This is a genomic window from Embleya sp. NPDC050154 (assembly GCF_044460165.1).
In the GTDB taxonomy this organism is placed as follows: domain Bacteria; phylum Actinomycetota; class Actinomycetes; order Streptomycetales; family Streptomycetaceae; genus Embleya.
On sequence record NZ_JBITJP010000030.1, the window covers coordinates 16,980 to 39,117 of the forward strand.

At 73.9% G+C, this 22,138-nt stretch carries 1 protein-coding gene and 1 pseudogene; both read left to right on the forward strand.

Annotation, left to right across the window (positions count from 1 at the left end; all coding sequences use genetic code 11):
* Positions 1-52 precede the first annotated feature (52 nt).
* Positions 53-15,355: a type I polyketide synthase gene (locus ACIBSV_RS42000; protein WP_395872762.1), complete on the forward strand. Its 15,303-nt coding sequence runs from the start codon at positions 53-55 to the stop codon at positions 15,353-15,355.
* An 81-nt stretch (positions 15,356-15,436) separates the two neighbouring features.
* Positions 15,437-22,054 (forward strand): annotated as a pseudogene (locus ACIBSV_RS42005) (SDR family NAD(P)-dependent oxidoreductase); the annotation flags it as partial.
* Positions 22,055-22,138: the final 84 nt, after the last annotated feature.

Sequence of the window (22,138 nt, forward strand, 5' to 3'; positions counted from 1 at the left end):
GTGAACCGTCCCGGCTCGCCGAACACCGTGACCCCAGTACCGGAGGACTGCCGTGGCCAATGAAGAGACCCTTCGCGAGTACCTGAAGTGGACCACGGCCGAACTGCACGACGCGCGGCAGCGGATCGAGGAGTTCGAGGCCGAGGCCGAGGCCGCGACCGGCGAGCCGGTGGCGATCGTCGGCATGGCCTGCCGCTTCCCCGGCGGTGTCGCCTCACCGCAGGACCTGTGGGAACTGGTCGACCGCGGCGAGGACGCGATCGGCCCGCTGCCCCGGGACCGCGGCTGGGACCTGGACCGGCTCTACCACCCCGACCCGGAACACCCCGGCACCAGCTACGCCGCGTCCGGCGGCTTCATCGTGGACGTGGCCGGCTTCGACGCCGACTTCTTCGGGATCTCCCCGCGCGAGGCCGTCGCGATGGACCCGCAGCAGCGGCTGCTCCTGGAGACCTCCTGGGAGGTCTTCGAGAACGCCGGGATCCTGCCGGCCACCCTGCGCGGCAGCACGACGGGCGTGTTCATGGGCACCAACACCCTGGACTACGGCTGGACGGCCGGCCGGGTGCCCGACGAGTACGCCGGACACCTGACCACCGGCACCGCCGCCGCCGTGCTCTCCGGCCGACTGTCCTACCTGTACGGGCTCGAAGGCCCCGCCGTGACCGTGGACACCGCGTGCTCGTCCTCGCTGGTGGCCCTGCACCTGGCCGTGCAGTCGCTGCGCAACGACGAGTGCTCGCTGGCTCTGGTCGGCGGCGTCACGGTGCTGTCGTCCCCCGGCCAGTTCCTCGGCTTCAGCGCCCAGCACGGACTGGCCGAGGACGGCCGCTGCAAGGCGTTCGCGGAGGCGGCCGACGGGATGGGCCTCGCCGACGGCGTGGGTGTACTCCTGGTCGAGCGGCTGGCCGACGCGCGGCGCAACGGCCGCCGGGTGCTTGCGGTGGTGCGCGGCAGCGCGGTCAACCAGGACGGCGCCAGCAACGGCCTGACCTCGCCCAACGGCCCCTCGCAGCAACGGGTGATCCGGCTGGCGCTGGCCAACGCCGGTCTGTCGGCGGCCGACGTGGACGCGGTGGAAGCACACGGCACCGGCACCCGGCTCGGCGACCCGATCGAGGCGCAGGCACTCCTGGCCACCTATGGTCGGAGCCGCCCGGCGGACCACCCGCTCTGGCTCGGCTCGGTGAAGTCGAACATCGGCCACACCGGCGCCGCGGCCGGCGTCGCGGGCCTGATCAAGACCGTCCTGGCGATCCGGGCCGGGACCCTGCCGAAAACCCTGCACGCCGACGAGCGTTCGACGCGGATCGACTGGTCGGCGGGCGCGGTGGAGTTGCTGACCCAGGCGCGGGAGTGGCCCGCCGCGGCCGACCGTCCGCGCCGCGCCGCGGTCTCATCGTTCGGGATCAGCGGTACGAACGCGCACGTGATCATCGAACAGGCACCGGCACCGAAGGCCGAGGCGGTCGCGGGGGAGGGGGCACCCGAGACGCTCCCGCCCATGACGGTGCCGTTCGTGGTGTCGGGCAAGTCGCCGGGGGCACTGCGAGCGCAAGCGGGTCGGCTGGCCGAATTCGTCGCGGCGCATGCCGAGTCGGACCCGACGGTGATCGCGTCGGCGCTGGCTGCGTCGCGGTCGGTGCTGGAGTGCCGGGGGGTCGTACTGGCCTCGGGGCGCGCGGAGTTGACTGCGGGGCTGGCCGCGCTGGCCGCGGGGGAGTCCGCCGCGGGTGTGGTGTCCGGTGCGGCGCGGTCCTCGGGCCGGACGGTACTGGTGTTCCCGGGGCAGGGTTCGCAGTGGTTGGGGATGGCCGCGGATCTGCTGGACTCCGCAACGGTGTTCGCGGAGCGGATCGCCGCGTGCGAGGGCGCGTTGGCGCCGTTCGTGGATTGGTCGTTGACGTCGATCCTGCGGTCGGAGTCGGACGAGTGGCTGGACCGGGTGGACGTCGTGCAGCCCGTGCTGTGGGCGGTGATGGTCTCCCTGGCCGAACTGTGGCGCTCGTTCGGTATACGGCCGGCCGCGGTGGTGGGCCACTCGCAAGGGGAGATCGCGGCCGCCTGCGTGGCCGGGGCGCTGTCCCTGGCGGACGGCGCGAAGGTCGTGGCGCTGCGGAGCCGGGCGATTCTGGAGTTGGCGGGTGCGGGCGGGATGGTGTCGCTCGGCGTCCCGGTTGATCGTGCCGCCGAGTTGATCGCGGCGTACGAGGGTCGGATCTCGGTCGCGGCGGTGAACGGTCCGTCCTCGGTGACCGTGTCCGGTGAGCCGGCCGCCTTGAACGAAGTGCTCGCGGACTGCGAACGGTCGGGCGTCTGGGCACGGCGGATACCGGTGGACTACGCCTCGCACTCGGTGCAGGTGGAGGCCATCCGTGATCGGCTCTCGACGGAACTGGCCGACATCGAACCGCTTGCGGCCACGGTGCCGTTCTACTCGACGGTCATCGCCGAGCGGGTGGAGGAGACCACCGCGCTCGACGCGAACTACTGGTACACCAACCTGCGGCAAACCGTTCGCTTCGAGGAGACGATCCGGCTGCTGCTCCGGCAGGGGTACGACGCCTTCGTGGAGGCCGGCGCCCACCCGGTGTTGACGACGCCGATCGAGAGCACCATCGAAGCCGCCGAAGCCCGCGCGGTGGTGTTCGGAACGCTGCGCCGAGGCGAGGGCGGACTCGACCGCTTCACCGCCGCGCTCGCGGAGGCGTACGTCAACGGCCTCGCCGTGGACTGGTCGCCGCTGCTGGGCGATCGCCCCACTGTCGACGTCGACCTGCCGACCTACGCCTTCCAGCGCCGGCGGTACTGGCTGCGCGACGTCTCGACGGGCGGCGCCGATGACGCGGCCGGACTCGGGCTCACCGGCGAGGGCCACCCCCTGCTGGGCGCCTCGGTGTCCCTGGCCGATGGGCAGGGACTCCTGCTCACCGGGCGGCTGTCGCTGTCCTCGCACCCCTGGCTCCAGGACCACGCGGTCGCCGGGACGGTGTTGCTGCCCGGCACCGCCTTCGTCGAACTGGCCATCCGGGCCGCAGATTCCGTGGGCTGGGGCCTCCTCGACGAACTGGTCCTGGAAGCACCGCTGGTGCTGCCCGAGCACGGCGGAGTTCAGATCCAGGTCGTGGTCGCGGCACCGGACGTCGACGGCGGTCGGACGGTCTCCGTGTTCTCGCGGACCGACGACGACACCGAGCGGGCCTGGGCCAGGAACGCCGTCGGGCTGCTGCGGCCCGAGTCCGCTGCGGTCGCCGCGCCGCCGAGCGCCGCCGACTTCGATCCGACCGAGTGGCCGCCCGTCGGTGCGCAGCCGATCCCGCTGGACGGCTTCTACGCCGACCTGGCCGACGTCGGCTACGCCTACGGCCCGTCCTTCCAGGGGCTGCGCGCCGCCTGGCGCGTGGCCGACAAGGTGTACGCCGAAGTGGCCCTCCCCGCCGAACAGCGGGACAGCGCCGACCGCTTCGGGCTGCATCCGGCCCTCCTGGACGCCGCGCTACAGGCGGTGGCGCTGACCGGCGTCGGCGCGGGCGGCACCGCGGTCCGCCTCCCGTTCGCCTGGAACAACGTCCGGCTGCGGGCCTTTGGCGCGTCGTCACTGCGTGTCCGACTGTCGGTGAACGACGGTGACTCCGTGGCCGTCGAGGCCACCGACAGCACCGGCGGACCGGTGTTCTCCGCGATGGGGCTCACCCTGCGGCCGGTCGCCGCCGACCACCTGGCGCCCGCCGCCGACGAGACGACCGACAGCCTCTATCACCTGGACTGGATCCCGGTTCCTTCCCCGGCGGCCGAACAGCCGAGCGCCGACACCGACCAGGTGGCCTGGCTCGACTGCACCCCCTCGGTGACCCCGATCGGCGACGGCCTCGCGGATGCCGTGTCGGCGGCGACGGCCGACGTGTTGGGGCGGATCCAGGAGTGGCTCGCGGCCGAAGGGGAGACCCGGTCGCGGCTGGTCGTCGTGACGCACAGCGCGGTGGCGGCGGGTCCGGGTGACGTGGTGGCGGACCTCGTGCACGCGCCTGTGTGGGGTCTGATCAGGTCGGCGCAGAGCGAGCATCCCGGCAGGTTCGTCCTGGTGGACACGGACGACACTCCGGCGTCCGGGACGCTGTCGGAGGCTGCCGCGTGGAGTGGGGAACCGCAAATCGCGCTGCGGCACGGCGAGATGCTCGCTCCCCGGTTGGCGCGGGTCGGTGGGTCTGCCGACGTGCTGGTCCCGCCGCCCGGTGCCTGGCGCTTGGACACGACCGGGACCGCGACGCTGGAGAACCTGTCGCTCGTCCCGGTGCCGCGGGACGCGGAGGAAACCGCACTCGATGCGGGGCACATCCGTATCGCGGTGCGGGCCGCCGGTCTCAATTTCCGGGACGTGTTGATCGCGTTGGGTGTGTATCCGGGTGCCGCGTCGATGGGTGGCGAGGGCGCGGGTGTGGTGATCGAGGTCGGTCCGGGGGTGTCCGGGTTCGCGGTGGGTGATCGGGTGTTCGGGATGTTCCCGTCGTTCGGTCCGACGGCGGTGGCCGATGTGCGGACCGTGGCTTTGACGCCGGGTGACTGGTCGTTCGAGCGGGCGGCGTCGGTGCCGGTGGTGTTTCTGACGGCGTATTACGGCTTGGTGGAGTTGGGTGGTCTGCGGTCGGGTGAGTCGGTGTTGGTTCATGCCGGTGCGGGTGGGGTGGGGATGGCGGCGGTGCAGATCGCGCGTCATCTGGGTGCCGAGGTGTTCGCGACGGCGAGTGAGGGCAAGTGGGACACTCTGCGGTCGTTGGGTCTGGATGACGCCCATATCGCTTCGTCCCGGACGTTGGGGTTCGAGGAGCGGATTCGTTCGGCGACCGGTGGGCGTGGTGTGGATGTGGTGTTGAACTCTCTCGCGGGTGAGTTCGTGGACGCCTCGTTGCGGTTGGTGGCCGTTGGTGGTCGGTTCGTGGAGATGGGCAAGGCCGATGTGCGGGATGCGGGGGTGGTGCGGTCCGCGTATCCGGGGGTGGGGTCGTATGACGCGTTCGACTTGGTGGAGGCGGCGGGCGCGGATGGGATCGCGGGGTTGTTCGCGGTGTTGATGCCGTTGTTCGGGTCGGGTGTGTTGGTGCCGATCACGGTGCGGTCGTTCGATGTGCGGCGGGCGCCGGAGGCGTTTCGGTTGATGTCGCAGGCGAGGCATGTGGGGAAGGTCGTGTTGCGGATGCCGGTGCCGCTCGATCCGGGCGGGAGCGTTCTGGTCACGGGTGGCACGGGCACGTTGGGTGCTCTGGTGGCCCGTCGTCTGGTTGCGGAACACGGTGTGCGGAGTGTGGTGTTGCTCAGTCGTAGCGGTCCGAACGCCGCGGGCGCGGGGGAGTTGGTGGCCGAGCTCGGCGGTCTGGGTGCCCGGGTCGTTGTCGAGGCGTGTGACGCGGCCGATCGGGAGGCCCTCGCCGGGGCCTTGGCGCGGATACCTGTCACAGCCCCGCTCACCGCGGTCGTTCATGCCACGGGTGTGCTCGACGACGGCCTGATCGAGTCGATGACCCCGGAGCGTCTGGAGCGGGTCCTGCGATCCAAGGTCGACGGCGCGGTCAACCTGCACGAACTCACCGCCGACCACGACCTCTCCGCCTTCGTCCTCTTCTCGTCCATCGCCGGTGTCTTCGGCGGACCGGCCCAGGCCAACTACGCCGCCGCCAACGCCTTCCTGGACGCGCTCGCCACCCACAGGCAGGGCGCGGGTCTGCCGGGCACCTCGCTCGCGTGGGGACTGTGGGGAGAGGCCACCGGGATGACCGGCCACCTCGGCCGTGACGACCTGAACCGGATGGCGCGCGGCGGCATCCTGCCCTTCGCCGCGCCACTCGGACTGCGGCTCTTCGATGCCGCTCGCGCCCTCCCGCAGGCGCTTCTGGTGCCGCTGCGCCTGGACCCGGCCGCGCTGCGCGCCCTGGCCGGGACGGGCGCGCTGCCGGGCGTGTTCAGCGGCCTGGTTCGCGGCCCGGCTCGCCGGGTCGCGGCGACCGACGCCGGTACGGGCGGGTCGACCTGGCAGCGGCGGACCGCCGCGCTCGCGCCGGTCGACCGCTTCCGCGTGCTCCTCGAACTGGTCCGTACGCATGTCGCCGCCGTGCTCGGCCACGGTGACCCGGCGGCCGTCGCCGCCGACCGCGGGTTCAAGGACCTCGGCTTCGACTCGCTGACCGCGGTCGAACTGCGCAACCGCCTCACCGCCGACACCGGGTTGCGGCTGCCCGCCACCCTGGTCTTCGACTACCCGACCCCGACCGCGCTGGCCCGGCACCTCGGCGCCGAACTGCCCGGTGTGCAGCCGAACGTGGTCGCCGCGACATCGGCGCCGGGGGCGGCCGGCGCCGACGAGCCGATCGCGATTATCGGCATGGCCTGCCGCTTTCCCGGGGACGTTCGCTCCGCCGACGATCTGTGGCGCCTGGTCATGGCGGGTGGGGACGCGATCTCCGAGTTTCCCGCGAACCGCGGCTGGGACCTCGCGGGCCTCTTCCACCCGCAGCCCGATCACGCGGGCACCAGCTACACCCGCTCCGGTGGTTTCCTGCACGACGCCGACCGGTTCGACGCCGAACTGTTCGGCATCAACCCGCGCGAGGCGCTGGCGATGGATCCCCAGCAGCGGCTGCTCCTGGAGACCTCCTGGGAGGCCCTCGAACACGCCGGCATCTCGCCGGACACCCTCGGCGGCAGCCGGACCGGCGTGTACACCGGGCTGGTCGCGCAGGGGTATGCAAGTCGACTCGACCGGGCCCCGGAGGAGTTGGAGGGCTACCTGGGCACCGGCAATACGCCGAGCATCGGCTCCGGCCGGGTCGCGTACACCTTCGGCTTCGAGGGGCCCGCGGTCACCGTGGACACCGCCTGTTCCTCGTCGCTCGTCGCGGTGCACCTGGCGGTGCAGGCGCTGCGCGGCGGGGAGTGCTCGATGGCCTTGGCCGGCGGCGTGACCGTGATGTCGGAACCGGGACTGTTCGTCGAGTTCAGCCGCCAACGCGGCCTGGCGGCGGACGGCCGCTGCAAGGCGTTCTCGGCGGACGGCGACGGATTCGGCCCGGCCGAGGGCGTCGGCGTCCTGGTCGTGGAGCGCCTGTCGGACGCCGTGCGCAACGGGCATCGCGTGCTCTCCGTCATCCGCGGTTCCGCGGTGAACCAGGACGGCGCGAGCAACGGCCTGACCGCGCCCAACGGCCCGTCCCAGCAGCGCGTCATCCGGCAGGCGCTGACCGCCGCCGGCCTGTCGCCGCGGGATGTCGACGCGGTCGAGGGCCACGGGACGGGTACCGCGCTCGGCGACCCGATCGAGGCCCAGGCCCTGATCGCGACCTACGGTCGGGACCGGCCGGCGGAACACCCGGTCCACCTCGGCTCGGTGAAGTCGAACATCGGGCACACGCAGGCCGCGGCGGGCGTGGCCGGCGTGATCAAGATGGTCCAGGCGATGCGCGAGGGCGTGCTGCCGCCGACGCTGCACGTGGCGGAGCCGACACCGCACGTGGACTGGGCCGCGAGCTCCGTACGGCTGCTCGCGGAGGCCATGCCGTGGCCGGTCACCGGTCGCCCGCGTCGGGCGGCGGTCTCCTCGTTCGGCATAAGCGGCACCAACGCGCACGTCGTCCTGGAACAGGCCCCCGACACCGCGCCCGCCGACCTGCCGGGCGACCAACCGCCCTCAGGCGCCACCCGGGTCGCGGCTCGGACGAACGTCGCCGCGCTGCCCTGGGTGCTCTCCGGCCACACCGCCGAGGCGCTGTACGCGCAGGCGCGCAACCTCGCGACGTTCTTGCGGGAACAGTCCGGGCTCGCGCTGCCCGATGTCGCACACACGCTCGCGACCGCACGCGCGACGTTGCCGGAGAGGGCCGTGCTGACCGCCGCGGATTCGGCCGAACTCCTGCACAGCCTCCAGGCACTGGGGCGCGGGGAGACCGCATCGGGCGTGGTGACGGGCCCGGCGAGCGCCGACGGTCGGCTGGCGTTGTTGTTCAGTGGGCAGGGGAGTCAGCGGGTCGGGATGGGACGTGAGCTGCACGATCGCTTCCCGGTGTTCGCGGAGGCGTTCGATGCCGCTGTTGTCGAGTTGGATCGTCGGTTGGTGGGGCATGTCGCGTATTCGGTGCGGGATGTGGTGTTCGGTGCGGAGGGTGCCGAGGGTTTGTTGGACGAGACGGTGTTCACGCAGGCGGCGTTGTTCGCCGTGGAGGTGGCGCTGTTCCGGTTGGTGGAATCGTTCGGTGTGCGGCCGGACTTCCTGTTGGGGCATTCGATCGGAGAACTCGTCGCCGCGCATGTGGCGGGGGTGTGGTCGTTGGAGGACGCGGCCGTGGTGGTGGCCGCGCGGGGCCGGTTGATGCAGGCGCTCCCGGCGGGTGGTGCGATGGTCGCGGTGCAGGCCGCCGAGGCCGAGGTTCGTACCGCCCTGGAAGGCTCCGACACGGTCGGTGTGGCCGCGATCAACGGACCGACGTCCGTAGTGATTTCGGGCGACGAGAACGCCGTTCTGGCGGTCGCCGCGCAGTTCGCGGAGCAGGGCCGCAGGACCAGGCGGCTGCGGGTCGGCCACGCCTTTCATTCGGCGCTTATGGAGCCAATGTTCGCCGAGTTCCGTACCGTCCTGGAGACGGTGTCCTTCGGCGAGCCCACGATCGCCATCGTTTCCAACCTGACCGGCCGAATCGCCGAGGTCGAGGAACTGGCCGACCCGGACTACTGGGTGCGCCACATCCGCGAACCGGTCCGCTTCGCGGACGGAGTCGCCGCGCTTGCCGCCGCCCGGGTCACAGCGGTTCTGGAGGTGGGGCCCAACGGCGTCCTCACCGCGATGGCCCGCGAAAGCCTTCCCGTGAAGCCCGGCATCGCCGTGGTGCCCGTGTTGCGTTCCGAACGGACGGAGCCGGCCGCGCTCATCGGTGCGCTCGGCGCCGCGCACCTCGCCGGAATCGCGGTGAACTGGTCGGCCTTTTTTGCCGGCACCGGAGCGCGGACCACCGAACTCCCCGGCTACGCCTTCCAGCGCCGCCGCTTCTGGCTCGAACCGGTCACCCCCGGGCCGGCCGCCTCCGGCGCACCGGCCGACGCTGACCCGGCGTTCTGGGCCGCCGTCGAGCGCGGCGACGGCGATCAGGTGGCCGACGCACTCGACCTGAGCGACGAGGCGCGGCGCGGATCACTCACCGCACTGCTGCCCGCCTTCGCCTCCTGGCGGCGAAGCCGGCGCGAACGCACCCTGCAGGACACCTGGAGCTACGAAACGACGTGGCGGCCGTGGACGCCGGAGGGCGGACGACGCCTCAGCGGAACCTGGTTGTTGATCAGTCGAGCCGAAGCCGAGCCGGTCACCGCGGACGGCCGGGACGACGCGAACGACCCGGACGGCCCGAACGCGGTGGCGGCTCAGCGGTGTGCCCGTGCGCTCACCGAGGCCGGCGCACAGGTCGAGACGCTGATACCGACCCACGCCGAACGGGAGCGCGAGGCACTGGCCGAGCGGATCCGTACGGCGGGTCCGCTCGCCGGGGTCGTGACGCTGCTTACCGGCGATCCCGGGACGCACCCCGAACACCCCTCCCTCACCACCTGGTTCACCGACACCGTGACGCTGGTCCAAGCCCTCTCCGACGCGGGCCGCACCGCTCCGCTGTGGTGCGTGACCGAAGGAGCCGTAGCCGTCGGCGGCGACCCCGCATCCGGGGCCGCGCCCGCGCAGGTCTGGGGCTTCGGCCGGGCTGCGGCATTGGAATTACCCACCGCCTGGGGTGGGTTGGTGGACGTGCCCACCGGCGCCGACGACCGGGTGTGGTCCCGGTTGGCCCAAGCCGTCGCCGCGGACGGCGCGGAGGACCAGATCGCGCTGCGCGCCACCGGCGCCTGGGTCCCCCGGTTGCGTCGCACCACCACGGACGGCCAGGGCCCGGGCCCCGGCTGGGTGCCCGCCGGCACCATCCTGATCACCGGTGGTACCGGCGGCCTCGGTGCCCAGGTGGCCCGCTGGGCCGCCGCAGGAGGCGCGGAACACCTGGTGTTGACCGGCCGGCGCGGTCCGCTGGCCCCGGGGGCCGACGAACTCGTCGACGAACTCACCGCCCACGGCGTCCGGGTCACCGTGGCGGCCTGCGATGTCGCCGACCGTGGCGCGCTCGCCCGGCTGGTGGCGGAGGCCGAGGCGGACGGACCGCCGATCCGGGCCGTGGTGCACACCGCCGGGATCGGCCAGGCCGCCACCGTGACCGAGACCGACCTCACCGCCTGTGCCCGGATCACCGAGGGCAAGGTGCTCGGCGCCGCGCACCTGGACGCGCTGTTCGGGGACCGGCGGCTCGACGCCTTCGTGCTGTTCTCCTCGATCGCGGGCGTGTGGGGCAGCGGAGCCCAGGGTGCCTACGCGGCGGGCAACGCGTACCTCGACGCCCTGGCTCGGCACCGCCGCTCGCGAGGACTTGCCGCGACGGCCGTCGCCTGGGGCCCGTGGGCGGGCGCCGGCATGGCGGCGGGCGAGAGCGGCGAGCAACTGGCCCGCCGCGGCCTGCGCGCGATGGACCCGCGGACGGCGGTGGCCTTGATGGCCCGAGCCGTTGCCCGCCCCGAGGCCGTCGGCGTCCTCGCGGACGTGGATTGGCCGCAGTTCCTGCGCCGCTTCACCGCGCTGCGGCCCAGCGCCCTCCTCGGCGACCTGCCGGAGACCCGCGCGTATCTGGCCGACCAAGCCCAGTACCGAGCCCAACTCGGCTCCGAGGCCGCGATTTCGGGCGACCCGGTGCTTTCCCGGCAGCTGGCCGAGGCCGGCGCCGGCGAGGGCGAACAGCTCCTGCTCGACCTGGTCCGCCGGGAGGCCGCCGCCGTACTCGCCCTGTCGGCCGGTGAACTGCCCTCGGCCGACCGCGCTTTCCGCGACCTGGGCTTCGACTCGCTCACCGCGGTCGAGTTGCGCGACCGACTGGCGCACAGCAGCGGACTGGAGTTGCCGACCACCCTGGTCTTCGACTACCCCACGCCGACCGCGCTGGCCGGCTTCCTGCTCGACGAACTGGCGGGCGCACAGCCCACGGGCGCCGACCCGATACCGGGCACGGCCGTCGACGGCGAGCCGATCGCCGTCATCGCGATGGCCTGCCGCTACCCCGGCGGGGTCGGCGGCGCCGAGGACCTGTGGCGGCTGGTCGCCGAAGGCGGTGACGCCGTCACGGACTTCCCGGCCGATCGGGGCTGGGACCTCGACGCCCTGTACGACCCCGATCCCGAACACCCCGGCACCAGTTATGTGCGCGAGGGCGGATTCCTGGACACCGCCGCCGAGTTCGACGCGGGGCTGTTCGGGATCTCGCCGCGCGAGGCGCTGGCGATGGACCCGCAGCAGCGGCTGCTCCTGGAGACCTCCTGGGAGGCGTTCGAGAACGCCGGCATCGACCCGACCTCGGTCAAGGGCCATCCGGTCGGTGTCTTCGTCGGCGGCGCGGCCTGCGGGTACGGCGCCGGCGCCGGCGACCTTCCGGACGGCGTTGAGGGGTACGCGCTCACCGGCAGCATCAGCAGCGTGATCTCGGGGCGAGTCGCCTACGCCTTCGGCCTGGAAGGCCCCGCACTCACCGTCGACACGGCGTGCTCCTCGTCACTGGTCGCCCTGCACCTGGCCGGCCGCGCCCTCCAGCGCGGCGAATGCACGATGGCGCTGGCCGGCGGCGTGACCGTGATGGCCACCCCGACCGGATTCGTGGAGTTCAGCCGCCAGCGCGGGCTTTCCCCGGACGGCCGCTGCAAGGCGTTCGCCGCCGCCGCGGACGGCACCGGCTGGTCCGAGGGTGTCGGCCTGCTGCTGGTGGAGCGCCTCTCGGACGCGGTACGCAACGGCCATCGCGTCCTGGCCGTGGTCCGAGGCAGCGCGGTCAACCAGGACGGCGCCAGCAACGGCCTGACCGCGCCCAACGGTCCCTCCCAACAGCGCGTCATCCGGCAGGCGTTGGCGGACGCCCGGCTCACCGCCCGCGACGTGGACGCGGTCGAGGCGCACGGTACCGGTACCGCGCTGGGCGACCCCATCGAGGCCCAGGCGCTGCTCGCCACCTACGGCCGCGACCGGCCGGACGCCACCCCCCTGTACCTGGGCTCGGTCAAGTCCAACATCGGCCACACCACGGCCGCGGCGGGCGTCGCGGGCGTGATCAAGATGGTGCTGGCGATGCGCGAGGGCGTATTGCCCGCGACCCTGCACGTGGACGAGCCGACCCCGCACGTGGACTGGTCGGCCGGCACCGTGGAGTTGCTCACCGCGCCCCGCGCCTGGCCCGACCACGACCGGCCGCGTCGCGCGGCCGTGTCGGCCTTCGGCATCAGCGGTACGAACGCGCACGTGGTGCTCGAACAGCCGCCCGCCGCGCCGGTGCGGGCGGGCGAACCCCGCCCCACCGGTGACCCCGGCACCCCCCTGCCCGTCCTGCCGTTCCTGCTCTCCGCGCACTCCGCCAAGGCGCTGCGCGCGCAGGCCCGCAGGCTCGCCGAGCACGTCGAGGCGCTGCCCGGACCGGTCCCGACCGAATCGGACCCGACCGAAACGGTGTCGGCCGAAACGGTGTCGGCCGAGCCGGTGTTGGCCGACCTCGCGTACTCGTTGGTCGTCTCCCGGGCCCGGCTCGAACACCGCGCCGTCGTCACGGCGGCCGACCGGGAGGGGTTGCTCGCCGCCCTTGCGGGGTTGGCGGCCGGGGGCTCTGGGGTCGACGCGGTCGTGGGGGTGGCACAGGCTGGCACCCGTCCGGTGTTCGTCTTCCCCGGTCAGGGTTCCCAGTGGGTCGCGATGGCCGGCGGGCTGCTCTCGGCGTCACCCGCATTCGCCGCACAGATCGGGGCGTGCGAGGAGGCGCTCGCGCCGTTCGCCGACTGGTCGTTGACCTCCGTGCTGAGCTCTGAATCGGACGCGTGGCTGGAGCGGGTGGATGTGGTGCAACCGGTGTTGTGGGCGGTGATGGTCTCGTTGGCCCAATTGTGGCGGTCGTACGGTGTGCGGCCCGCTGCCGTGGTGGGCCATTCCCAGGGCGAGATCGCGGCCGCGTGCGTCGCCGGCGCGCTCTCGTTGGACGACGGCGCGAAGATCGTCGCGCTGCGCAGCAAGGCGATCCTGGACCTGGCCGGGAAGGGCGCGATGGCCTCGGTGGGCTTGTCCGCCGAGGAAGTCACCGAGCTGATGGCGCCGTTCGGCGACCGGATCTCGCTCGCGGCCGTCAACGGCCCGCACTCGGTGACCCTCTCCGGTGACCCGGACGCGCTGTCCGAGCTGCTGACGCGCTGTCAGGCCCAGGGCACCTGGGCGCGGAGCGTCCCGGTCGACTACGCCTCGCACTCCCCGCAGGTCGAGTCGATCCGGGACGCGTTGCTCGTGGCCCTCGCGGGCGTCGAACCACGCGCCGCGAGCATCCCCTTCTACTCCGCCGTCACCGGTGGCCTGTTGGCCACCACCGCCCTGGACGCCGAGTATTGGTACACCAACCTGCGGCAGACCGTCCGCTTCGACGAGGCGGTCGGGGCCCTGCTCGACCAGGGCCACGACGCGTTCATCGAGACCAGCGCCCACCCGGTGTTGACCACCGCCGTCCTGGAAACCGTCGAGGCGGCCGGGTCGCGGGCCCCGGTCCTGGGCACCCTGCGGCGCGGCGAGGGCGGCCCCGACCGCTTCACCGCCGCCCTCGCCCAGGCGTACGCCCAAGGCGTCGACGTCGACTGGCGGGTCGCCTTCGCCGACATCGAGCCGCAGTCGACCGGCCTGCCCACCTACGCCTTCCAGCGGGAGAGGTACTGGCTCCGGGGCGCGTCCGCCGGCGCGGCCGCCACGCAGGGGCTGGGGCTGATCGCCACCGGGCACCCGGTTCTGGGCGTGGCGGTCGACCTGGCCGACGCGGAAGGAGTGGTGCTCACCGGGCGGGTCAGCCGGCGCACCCACCCCTGGCTGGCCGAATACATCTCCGCGCGCACGGCGCTCCTGCCCGGCGCCGTCTTCGTCGAACTCGCCCTGCACGCAGCCCGGTTGACCGGTCTCGGCACGGTCGAGGAACTGACCCTCCAGGCGCCGCTGCCGCTGCCCGAGCGCGGCGGCGCGCAGATCCAGGTGTCGGTGGGCGCCGCGCGGCCCGACGGGCGTCACCCCGTGTCCGTGCACTCCTGCCCGGACGACGCCGAGGCGGCCGGGACGTGGACCCGCCACGCCGACGGCCTGCTCGCCCCCGTCGCGGACGGGGCGCAGGACGCACCCGACCCCGAGGACGACCTGGCCGTCTGGCCGCCGACCGGAGCCGTACCCGTACCCGTGCCGCACACCGACGACGCCGAGCCGCGCGCCGATCAAGTGCTGCGCGGCATCTGGAAGTCCGGCGAGACCCTGTACGCGGAAGTCGCCCTCTCCGCCGACCAGCGCCAGGGCGCCGCCGGCTACGGACTGCACCCGCTGCTCCTGACGGCCGCCCTCCGGGCGGTCGGCGTGGCGGCCGGGGAGAGCGCGGCGGCCGAAGGAACCGCGGAACCCGAGGCCGGCGCCGAGGTCCGGATGCCGTTCGCGTGGTCCGGGGTCACCCTGCACGCCCCCGGCGCGACCTCACTGCGCGTACGGCTGGAGGCGGGCGGCGACTCGCCCGACACGCTCTCGCTGGTCGCCGCGACCGGGACCGGCGCGACCGCCTTCACGGTGCGCTCGCTCGCGCTGCGCGCCGTCTCGCCGGACCGGCTCCGAGCCGCGCTCACCGAGTCCGAGTCGGCGACCCCGCGCGCCGGTTCGGTCCCGCTGCTGCGGCCCGGCTCGGCCCGCCCGGCCCAGGACACCGCGTCGGAAGCCGAACCCGAAGCCACCGCCGCCGCACTGCTGCGCCGGCTGGCCGCCCTGAGCGAGGAGGACCGGCAGCGCGCACTGGGCGATCTGGTGGTCGATCAGGTCGCGGCCGTCCTGGGCCACGCCGCGGCCGACGTGGCCGCGGACAAGCCGCTGCGCGACCTGGGCCTGGACTCGATGGCCGCAGTCGAACTGCGCGGCCGACTCGGCGCCGCGCTCGGCCTGCGGCTGCCGGTGACCCTGGTGTTCAGCCACCCCACCCCCGCGGCCCTGGCCGCCCATCTGGGCACCGAGCTCGGGCTGGAGACGGCGGCCGCGGCCGGTCCCGCGCCGGTCGCGTTCGGCCGGTTGGAGCACGCCCTGTCCCGACTGCCGGCCGACCGGGAGACCAGGGCGGCGGTCACCCGGCGCCTGGAGAGCCTGCTCTGGAAGTGGCGTGCCCCGTCGGACGCCGGCGCGGACCCGGCCCTGGGCGAGGACGCCCTCGCCGCCTCCTCCGCCGAAGAGATCTTCGACTTGCTGGACCGGGAGCTGGGCACCGCCTGACCCCGACGTGTACATACCGCCTCCGGCTTCCCTTCGGCCACCCGGTGAAAGTGGGCTCGCGTGTCGACCAACGAAGAAAAGCTCCTCGACTACCTCAAGAGGGCCACGGCGGACCTCGGCCAGACCCGGCAACGGCTGCGCGAGATCGAGGCGGCCGCGTACGAGCCGATCGCCGTGGTCGCGATGGCCTGTCGCTACCCCGGCGGGGTGCGCACGCCGGAGGAGCTCTGGCGGCTGGTCGTCGACGGCGTCGACGCGCTCGTCGACTTTCCGCACGACCGCGGCTGGGACGTGGACGGCATCTACGACCCGGACCCCGAGCGGTCCGGGAAGACGTACGCCCGGCGCGGCGGTTTCCTGGACGGCGCGGCCGACTTCGACGCCGAACTGTTCGGCGTCAACCCGCGCGAGGCGCTGGCCATGGACCCCCAACAACGGCTGCTCCTGGAGACCGCCTGGGAGGCGTTCGAGCGTGCCGGCGTCGACCCGACCTCGCTCAAGGGCAGCCGGATCGGCGTGTTCGCGGGGGCGATCTCCTCGGGCTACGCCGAGCGGCTCACCAGTGTCCCCGAAGAGGTCGAGGGCTACCTCGGCACGGGCAGCATGACCAGCGTCGCCTCCGGGCGGATCGCCTACACGCTCGGTCTGGAAGGTCCGGCCGTCACGATCGACACCGCCTGCTCGTCCTCGCTGGTCGCGATCCACCTCGCCGCCCAGGCACTGCGCCAAGGCGAGTGCACGATGGCGCTGGCCGGCGGCGTGACCGTGATGTCGACGCCGGGCATCTTCATCGAATTCAGCCGTCAGCGCGGCCTCGCCCCCGACGGGCGCTGCAAGGCGTTCGCGGCGGCGGCCGACGGCACCGGCTGGGCCGAGGGCGCGGGCGTACTGCTGCTGGAGCGGCTGAGCGACGCGCGGCAGGCCGGTCACCCGGTGCTGGCCGTGGTGCGCGGCAGCGCGGTCAACCAGGACGGCGCCAGCAACGGCCTGACCGCCCCCAACGACCTTGCCCAGCAACGGGTCATCCGCCAGGCCCTGGACTCCGCGCGGCTGGCCGCCCGAGACGTCGACGCGGTCGAGGCGCACGGCACCGGCACCACGCTCGGCGACCCGATCGAGGCGCAGGCCCTCATGGCCACCTACGGCCGCGACCGACCCGCCGGGCAGCCGCTGCGGCTGGGCGCGGTCAAGTCGAACATCGGCCACACCGGTGCGGCGGCCGGCGTCGCCGGCATGATCAAGATGATCGAGGCGATGCGGCACGAACTGCTGCCGCAGACCCTGCACGTGGACGAGCCGACGCCGCATGTCGACTGGTCGGGCGGCGGGGTGGAACTGCTCACCCACCCCAGTCCGTGGCCGCGCAACGGGCGCCCGCGCCGGGCCGGGATCTCCTCCTTCGGGGTGAGCGGCACCAACGCGCACGTGATCGTGGAGGAGGCGCCGGAACCGGCGGCGGAGCACATCGCGGGGGAGCCGGCCGGCGCCGACGGTGCGGCCACGGCACCCGGCACGGACGCCCCCGCCGCCCACCGCGCCCTGCCCTGGGTCCTCGGCGCCCGTACCGACGAGGCGCTTCGCGACCAGGCCGCCCGGCTCGCCGCGCACGTGCGGGCCCGGCCCGGCCTGCGGCCCGTCGACGTCGGCTACTCGCTGGCCACCTCGCGCGCCGCCCTGGACTCCCGCGCGGTCGTCGTGGGCACCGGCCCCGACGACCTGCTCGCCGGGCTCGACGCGTTGGCCCTCGGCGAGGACGCGGCGAACGCCGTCCGCGGCCGGGCCGGTCAAGGCGGTCGCCTGGCCTACCTGTTCACCGGACAGGGCAGCCAACGCCCGGGCATGGGCCGGGAACTGTACGCGGCCTGGCCGGCCTTCGCCGACGCCTTCGACGCCGCGACCGCCGAACTCGACGCCCGGCTGGCCGGGCAGGTCAGCCGGCCGGTGGCCGAGGTGGTGTTGACCCCCGACGACCCGAGCACCGGGAAACTGCTCGGGCAGACCGTCTACGCACAGACCGGCCTGTTCGCGCTCCAGGTCGCCCTGTTCCGCCTGTACGAATCCTGGGGGGTGCGCCCGGACCTGCTCCTGGGCCACTCGATCGGCGAGCTGAGCGCCGCGCACCTTGCCGGAGTGTGGTCGCTGCCCGACGCGACGGCGCTGGTCGCGGCCCGGGCCGCCCTGATGCAGGAACTGCCGTCCGCGGGCACGATGATCGCGGTCGCCGCGAGCGAGGAAGAGGTCGGCGCCGCGATCGCCGAACACGCCGGTGCCGTCGCCGTCGCGGCGGTCAACGGCCCGTCCGCGGTGGTGCTTTCCGGCGCCGCCGAGCAGGTGCTCGCGGTAGCCCGGCAGTTCGAGGCGCAGGGCCGCAAGACCCGGCGGTTGCGAACCAGTCACGCCTTTCACAGCGCGGACATGGACGGCATGCTCGACCGGTTCCGCGCCGTGGCGCGGAACATCACGGCCGCGCCCGCCCGGATCCCGGTGATCTCCAACCTGACCGGCCGCCCCGCCGGCGTCGAGGAACTGGGCAGCGCGGACTACTGGGCCCGGCACGTCCGCGAGACGGTCCGATTCGCCGACGGCGTCGCCGCGCTCGCCGACGCGGGCGCCACCGCCCTGATCGAACTGGGCCCCGACGGGGTGCTGAGCGCACTCGCCCGGGACTGCCTGGCCGCCCGCCGGACCTCGGCCGGCCCGACCCCGGTGTGCGTCCCGGCCCTGCGCCGCGACCGGCCGGAACCGATCACCGCGGTACACGCCCTCGGCGCGCTCCACCTGTCCGGTGGCCGGATCGACGGCGAGCGGTTCTTCGCCGGCACCGACGCCCGCCGCGTCGAACTGCCCACCTACGCCTTCCAACGCAAGCGCTACTGGCTCGACGGCGGCGCGGCGGCGCCCGACGCCGCCGGTCTGGGTTTGGCCGCAACCGGCCACCCGCTGCTGGGCGCCGAGTTGCGCCTTGCGGGCAGCGGCGGACTGGTCCTCACCGGACGACTGTCCCTGCACACCCACCCGTGGCTGGCCGACCACGCGGTGGGCGACAGTGTCCTCTTCCCCGGTACCGCGTTCGTGGAGGTCGCCGTCCAGGCCGGCGACCGTGCGGGCTGCCCGCACCTGGCCGAACTCATGCTGGAAACACCCCTCGCCATTCCCCCGGACACCGCCGTGCGCCTGCAGGTCGTGGTGGGACCGGTCGAGGAGGACGGCCGCCGCCGGGTGGAGGTGCACTCCCGGCGCGAGGACGCGGCGGACGACACCGGGTGGACTCGGCACGCGGCCGGCGTGCTCACGCCCGAGGCCGACGCCGACACGGCTCCCGACGCTTCGCCGGCCTGGCCGCCGCCCGGAGCCGAGCCGGTCGACGTCGCCGACTTCTACGCCGACCTCGCGGCCGGCGGATTCGGGTACGGCCCGTCGTTCCGGGGCCTGCGCGCCGCCTGGCGACTCGACGGGTCGGTCTACGCGGAGGTGACCCTGCCCGACGAACACGCCTCCGCCGCCGCGGACTTCCTCCTGCACCCCGCGCTCTTCGACGCCGCCCTGCACGCCAGTGGCCTGACCGGACTCGGCCAGGACACCGGGCAGGCGCGGCTGGTGTTCTCCTGGGGCGGGGTGAGCGTGCACGCCGTCGGAGCGGCCGCGCTGCGCGTGCGGATGTCGATCACCGGCCCCGACACGGTCGAACTGGCCGCCACCGACGGCTCGGGGAACCCCGTGGTCTCGGTACGCGAACTGGTGATGCGTCCCGCCGCCCCCGCCCCCGCGGCCGTCGGCGGCTCGCTGTTCCGGCTCGACTGGGTTCCGGTCCCGCCGGCGCCGGCCGAGCAGCCGCAACCGGCCACGGGGCCCTGGGCCGTACTCGGCCCTGACCCCTTCGGCCTGTCCGACGCGCTGGAGCAGGCAGGCATTACGGCGCGCGCATACCCCGATGTCGCCGCGCTCGCCGACGAGTCCACGGCCCCCGACATCGTCCTGCTCCCGCTCGCACCGATACCGCCGGCGGGGCTGCCGACCGCTGCCGACCGGGCCGTCGACCGGATGCTGCACACCGTCCAGGGCTGGTTGGCGCACTCCGCCTGGGAGACGACCCGCTTGGTCGTGCTCACCCGCGGCGCGGTCGCGGTCCGCGCCGGCGAGAGCGTCACCGACCTGGCCCATGCGCCGGTCTGGGGCCTGCTGCGCTCCGTACAGGCCGAGCACCCGGAACGGTTCCTCCTCGTCGACCTCGACGCGGACGCGGACGCCGGCTCGCCGACCGCGCCGCCCGACGCCATCCGCGCCGCGCTCACCGCCGGCGAACCGCAGACGGCCGTCCGCGCGGGTGCGGCGCTGGTCCCACGGATCGTCCGGGCCGACACCGACCGGCTGCTGCCCGCCGCCCCGGAAGGACCCTGGCTGCTCGACACCACCTCCGCGGGTGACCTGGACCGGCTCGCGCCGATGCCCTATCCGCCCGCCGCCCGACCGCTCGCCCCGCACGAGATCCGGATCGCCGTGCGCGCCTCCGGCCTCAACTTCCGCGACGTGCTGGTCGGTCTGGGCATGGTGCCCGGCCAGGTCGGCATGGGCACCGAGGGCTCCGGGGTGGTCACCGAGGTCGGTTCGGCGGCCGGTGCCTGGCGGTCCGGCGACCGGGTGATGGGCGTGCTGCCCGCCTCGCTCGGCCCGGTCGCGGTCGCCGACCACCGGGCCGTCGTCCGCATCCCCGCGCACTGGACCTTCGCCGAGGCCGCCGGGATGCCGATCGCCTTCCTGACCGCCTACCGCGCCCTGTTCGACCTGGCCGGCCTCAAGCCCGGCGAGTCCGTGCTGATCCACGCGGCGGCCGGCGGCGTGGGCATGGCCGCCGTACAACTGGCCCGGCACTTCGGCGCCGAGGTGTACGGCACCGCCGGCCCCGGCAAGTGGGACACCCTGCGCGAACTGGGCCTGGACGACGCGCACATCGCCTCCTCCCGGTCGCTCGACTTCGAGCACGACTTCGCCTCGGCGGGCGGCGGGCGAGGCGTCGACGTGGTGCTCAACTCGCTGGCGCGCGACTACGTGGACGCCTCGCTGCGGCTGCTGGCACCCGGCGGCCGGCTGATCGAGATCGGCAAGACGGACCTGCGCGACCCAGGTCACACGGCCGTGCTGTACCCGGGGGTGAGCTACCAACCGTTCGCCGACGCCGACCCCGAGCGGATCGGCCGGATCCTCACCGAGATCGTCGAACTCGTCGAGAGCGGCGCCCTGCGCTTGCTCCCGGTGCGCAGTTGGGACATCCGCGAGGCCGCACACGCGTACCGATACATGAGCCAGGCCAAGCACATCGGCAAGATCGTGCTCACCGTCCCCGCCGCACCCGACCCCGACGGTACGGTGCTGATCACCGGCGGCACCGGCGCGCTCGGCGCACTGCTGGCCCGGCACCTGGTGACCGAGCACGGCGCCCGGCATCTGGTGCTCACCAGTCGCGCCGGCGAACAGGCCCCCGGCGCCGCGCGACTGCGCGAGGAACTGACCGGGCTCGGCGCCGTCCACGTGGAGATCGCCGGTTGCGACGTCGCCGACCGGGCGCAGCTCGCCGAGGTGCTGGCCCGGGTCCCCGCCGAACACCCGCTGACCGCCGTCGTGCACGCCGCAGGCGTGGTCGAGGACGGCGTCATCACCTCCCTGACGGCCGATCAGCTCCGCCGTGTACTGCGCCCGAAGATCGACGGCGCGGTGAACCTGCACCGGCTGACCACCGACGCCGACCTCGCCGTGTTCGTCCTGTACTCCTCGGCGGCCGGCGTCCTGGGCGGCGCGGGCCAGAGCGCCTACGCGGCGGCCAACACCTTCCTCGACGCCCTCGCCCACCACCGCCGGGCGGCGGGCCGACCCGCCGCCTCGCTCGCCTGGGGGCTGTGGGACCAGGCCGGCGCGATCACCGCCGGGCTGGACCAGGTCGACCGGGCGCGGGTGGCGCGCTCCGGGATGCTGCCGCTGTCCGCGGCGCAGGGCCTGGCCCTCTTCGACGCCGCCGCCGACCTCCCCGACCCCCTGGTCCTGCCGGTCCGCGTCGACGGCGCGGCCCTGCGACGGGACGCCGGCGGCGCCGCCGTACCCGCCGCGCTGCGCGGCCTGGTCCGCGCCCCGGGGCGGCCCAGCGCGCAGGCCGCCGGCCGGCCGGAGCCCGCCGTCGACCTGGTTCGGCGGCTGGCCGCGCTGACCGAGGACGACCAGCGCAGGCTGCTCACCGACCTGGTCTGCCGGCACGCCGGCACCGTGCTCGCCCTGGGCGGCGCGGACGCGGTGGACCCGCGACGCGGCTTCACCGAGATCGGCTTCGACTCGCTGACCGCCGTCGAACTGCGCAACCGGCTCGACGCCGCCACCGACCTGCGACTGCCCGCCACCCTCGTCTTCGACTACCCGACTCCGGCCGACCTCGCCGACCACCTGTTCGAGGAGCTCGTTCCCGACACCTCCGCCGCAGCGGTGCCCGCGGTGCTCGACGAACTCGACCGCCTGGCGGCCCGGCTCGCCGGGGTGCGCGCGGACGAATACGACCGGGCCGCGATCTCGACCCGGCTCGACCGGCTCCTGACCGCCTGGCGCAACCAGGAGGAGACCCAGGCCGGCGGCGCACCGCAAACCGCCGCGGAGCAGCTCAAGGAGGCGAGCGCCGACGAGGTGCTCGACTTCATCGACCGCGAACTCGGCTTGGCATGACCTGCGTTCGATCCCTCTTCGCCGAGTTCAGGAAGGACCGACACCACGATGCCGGACCGCGACACGCCGCAGAGTGACAAGCTG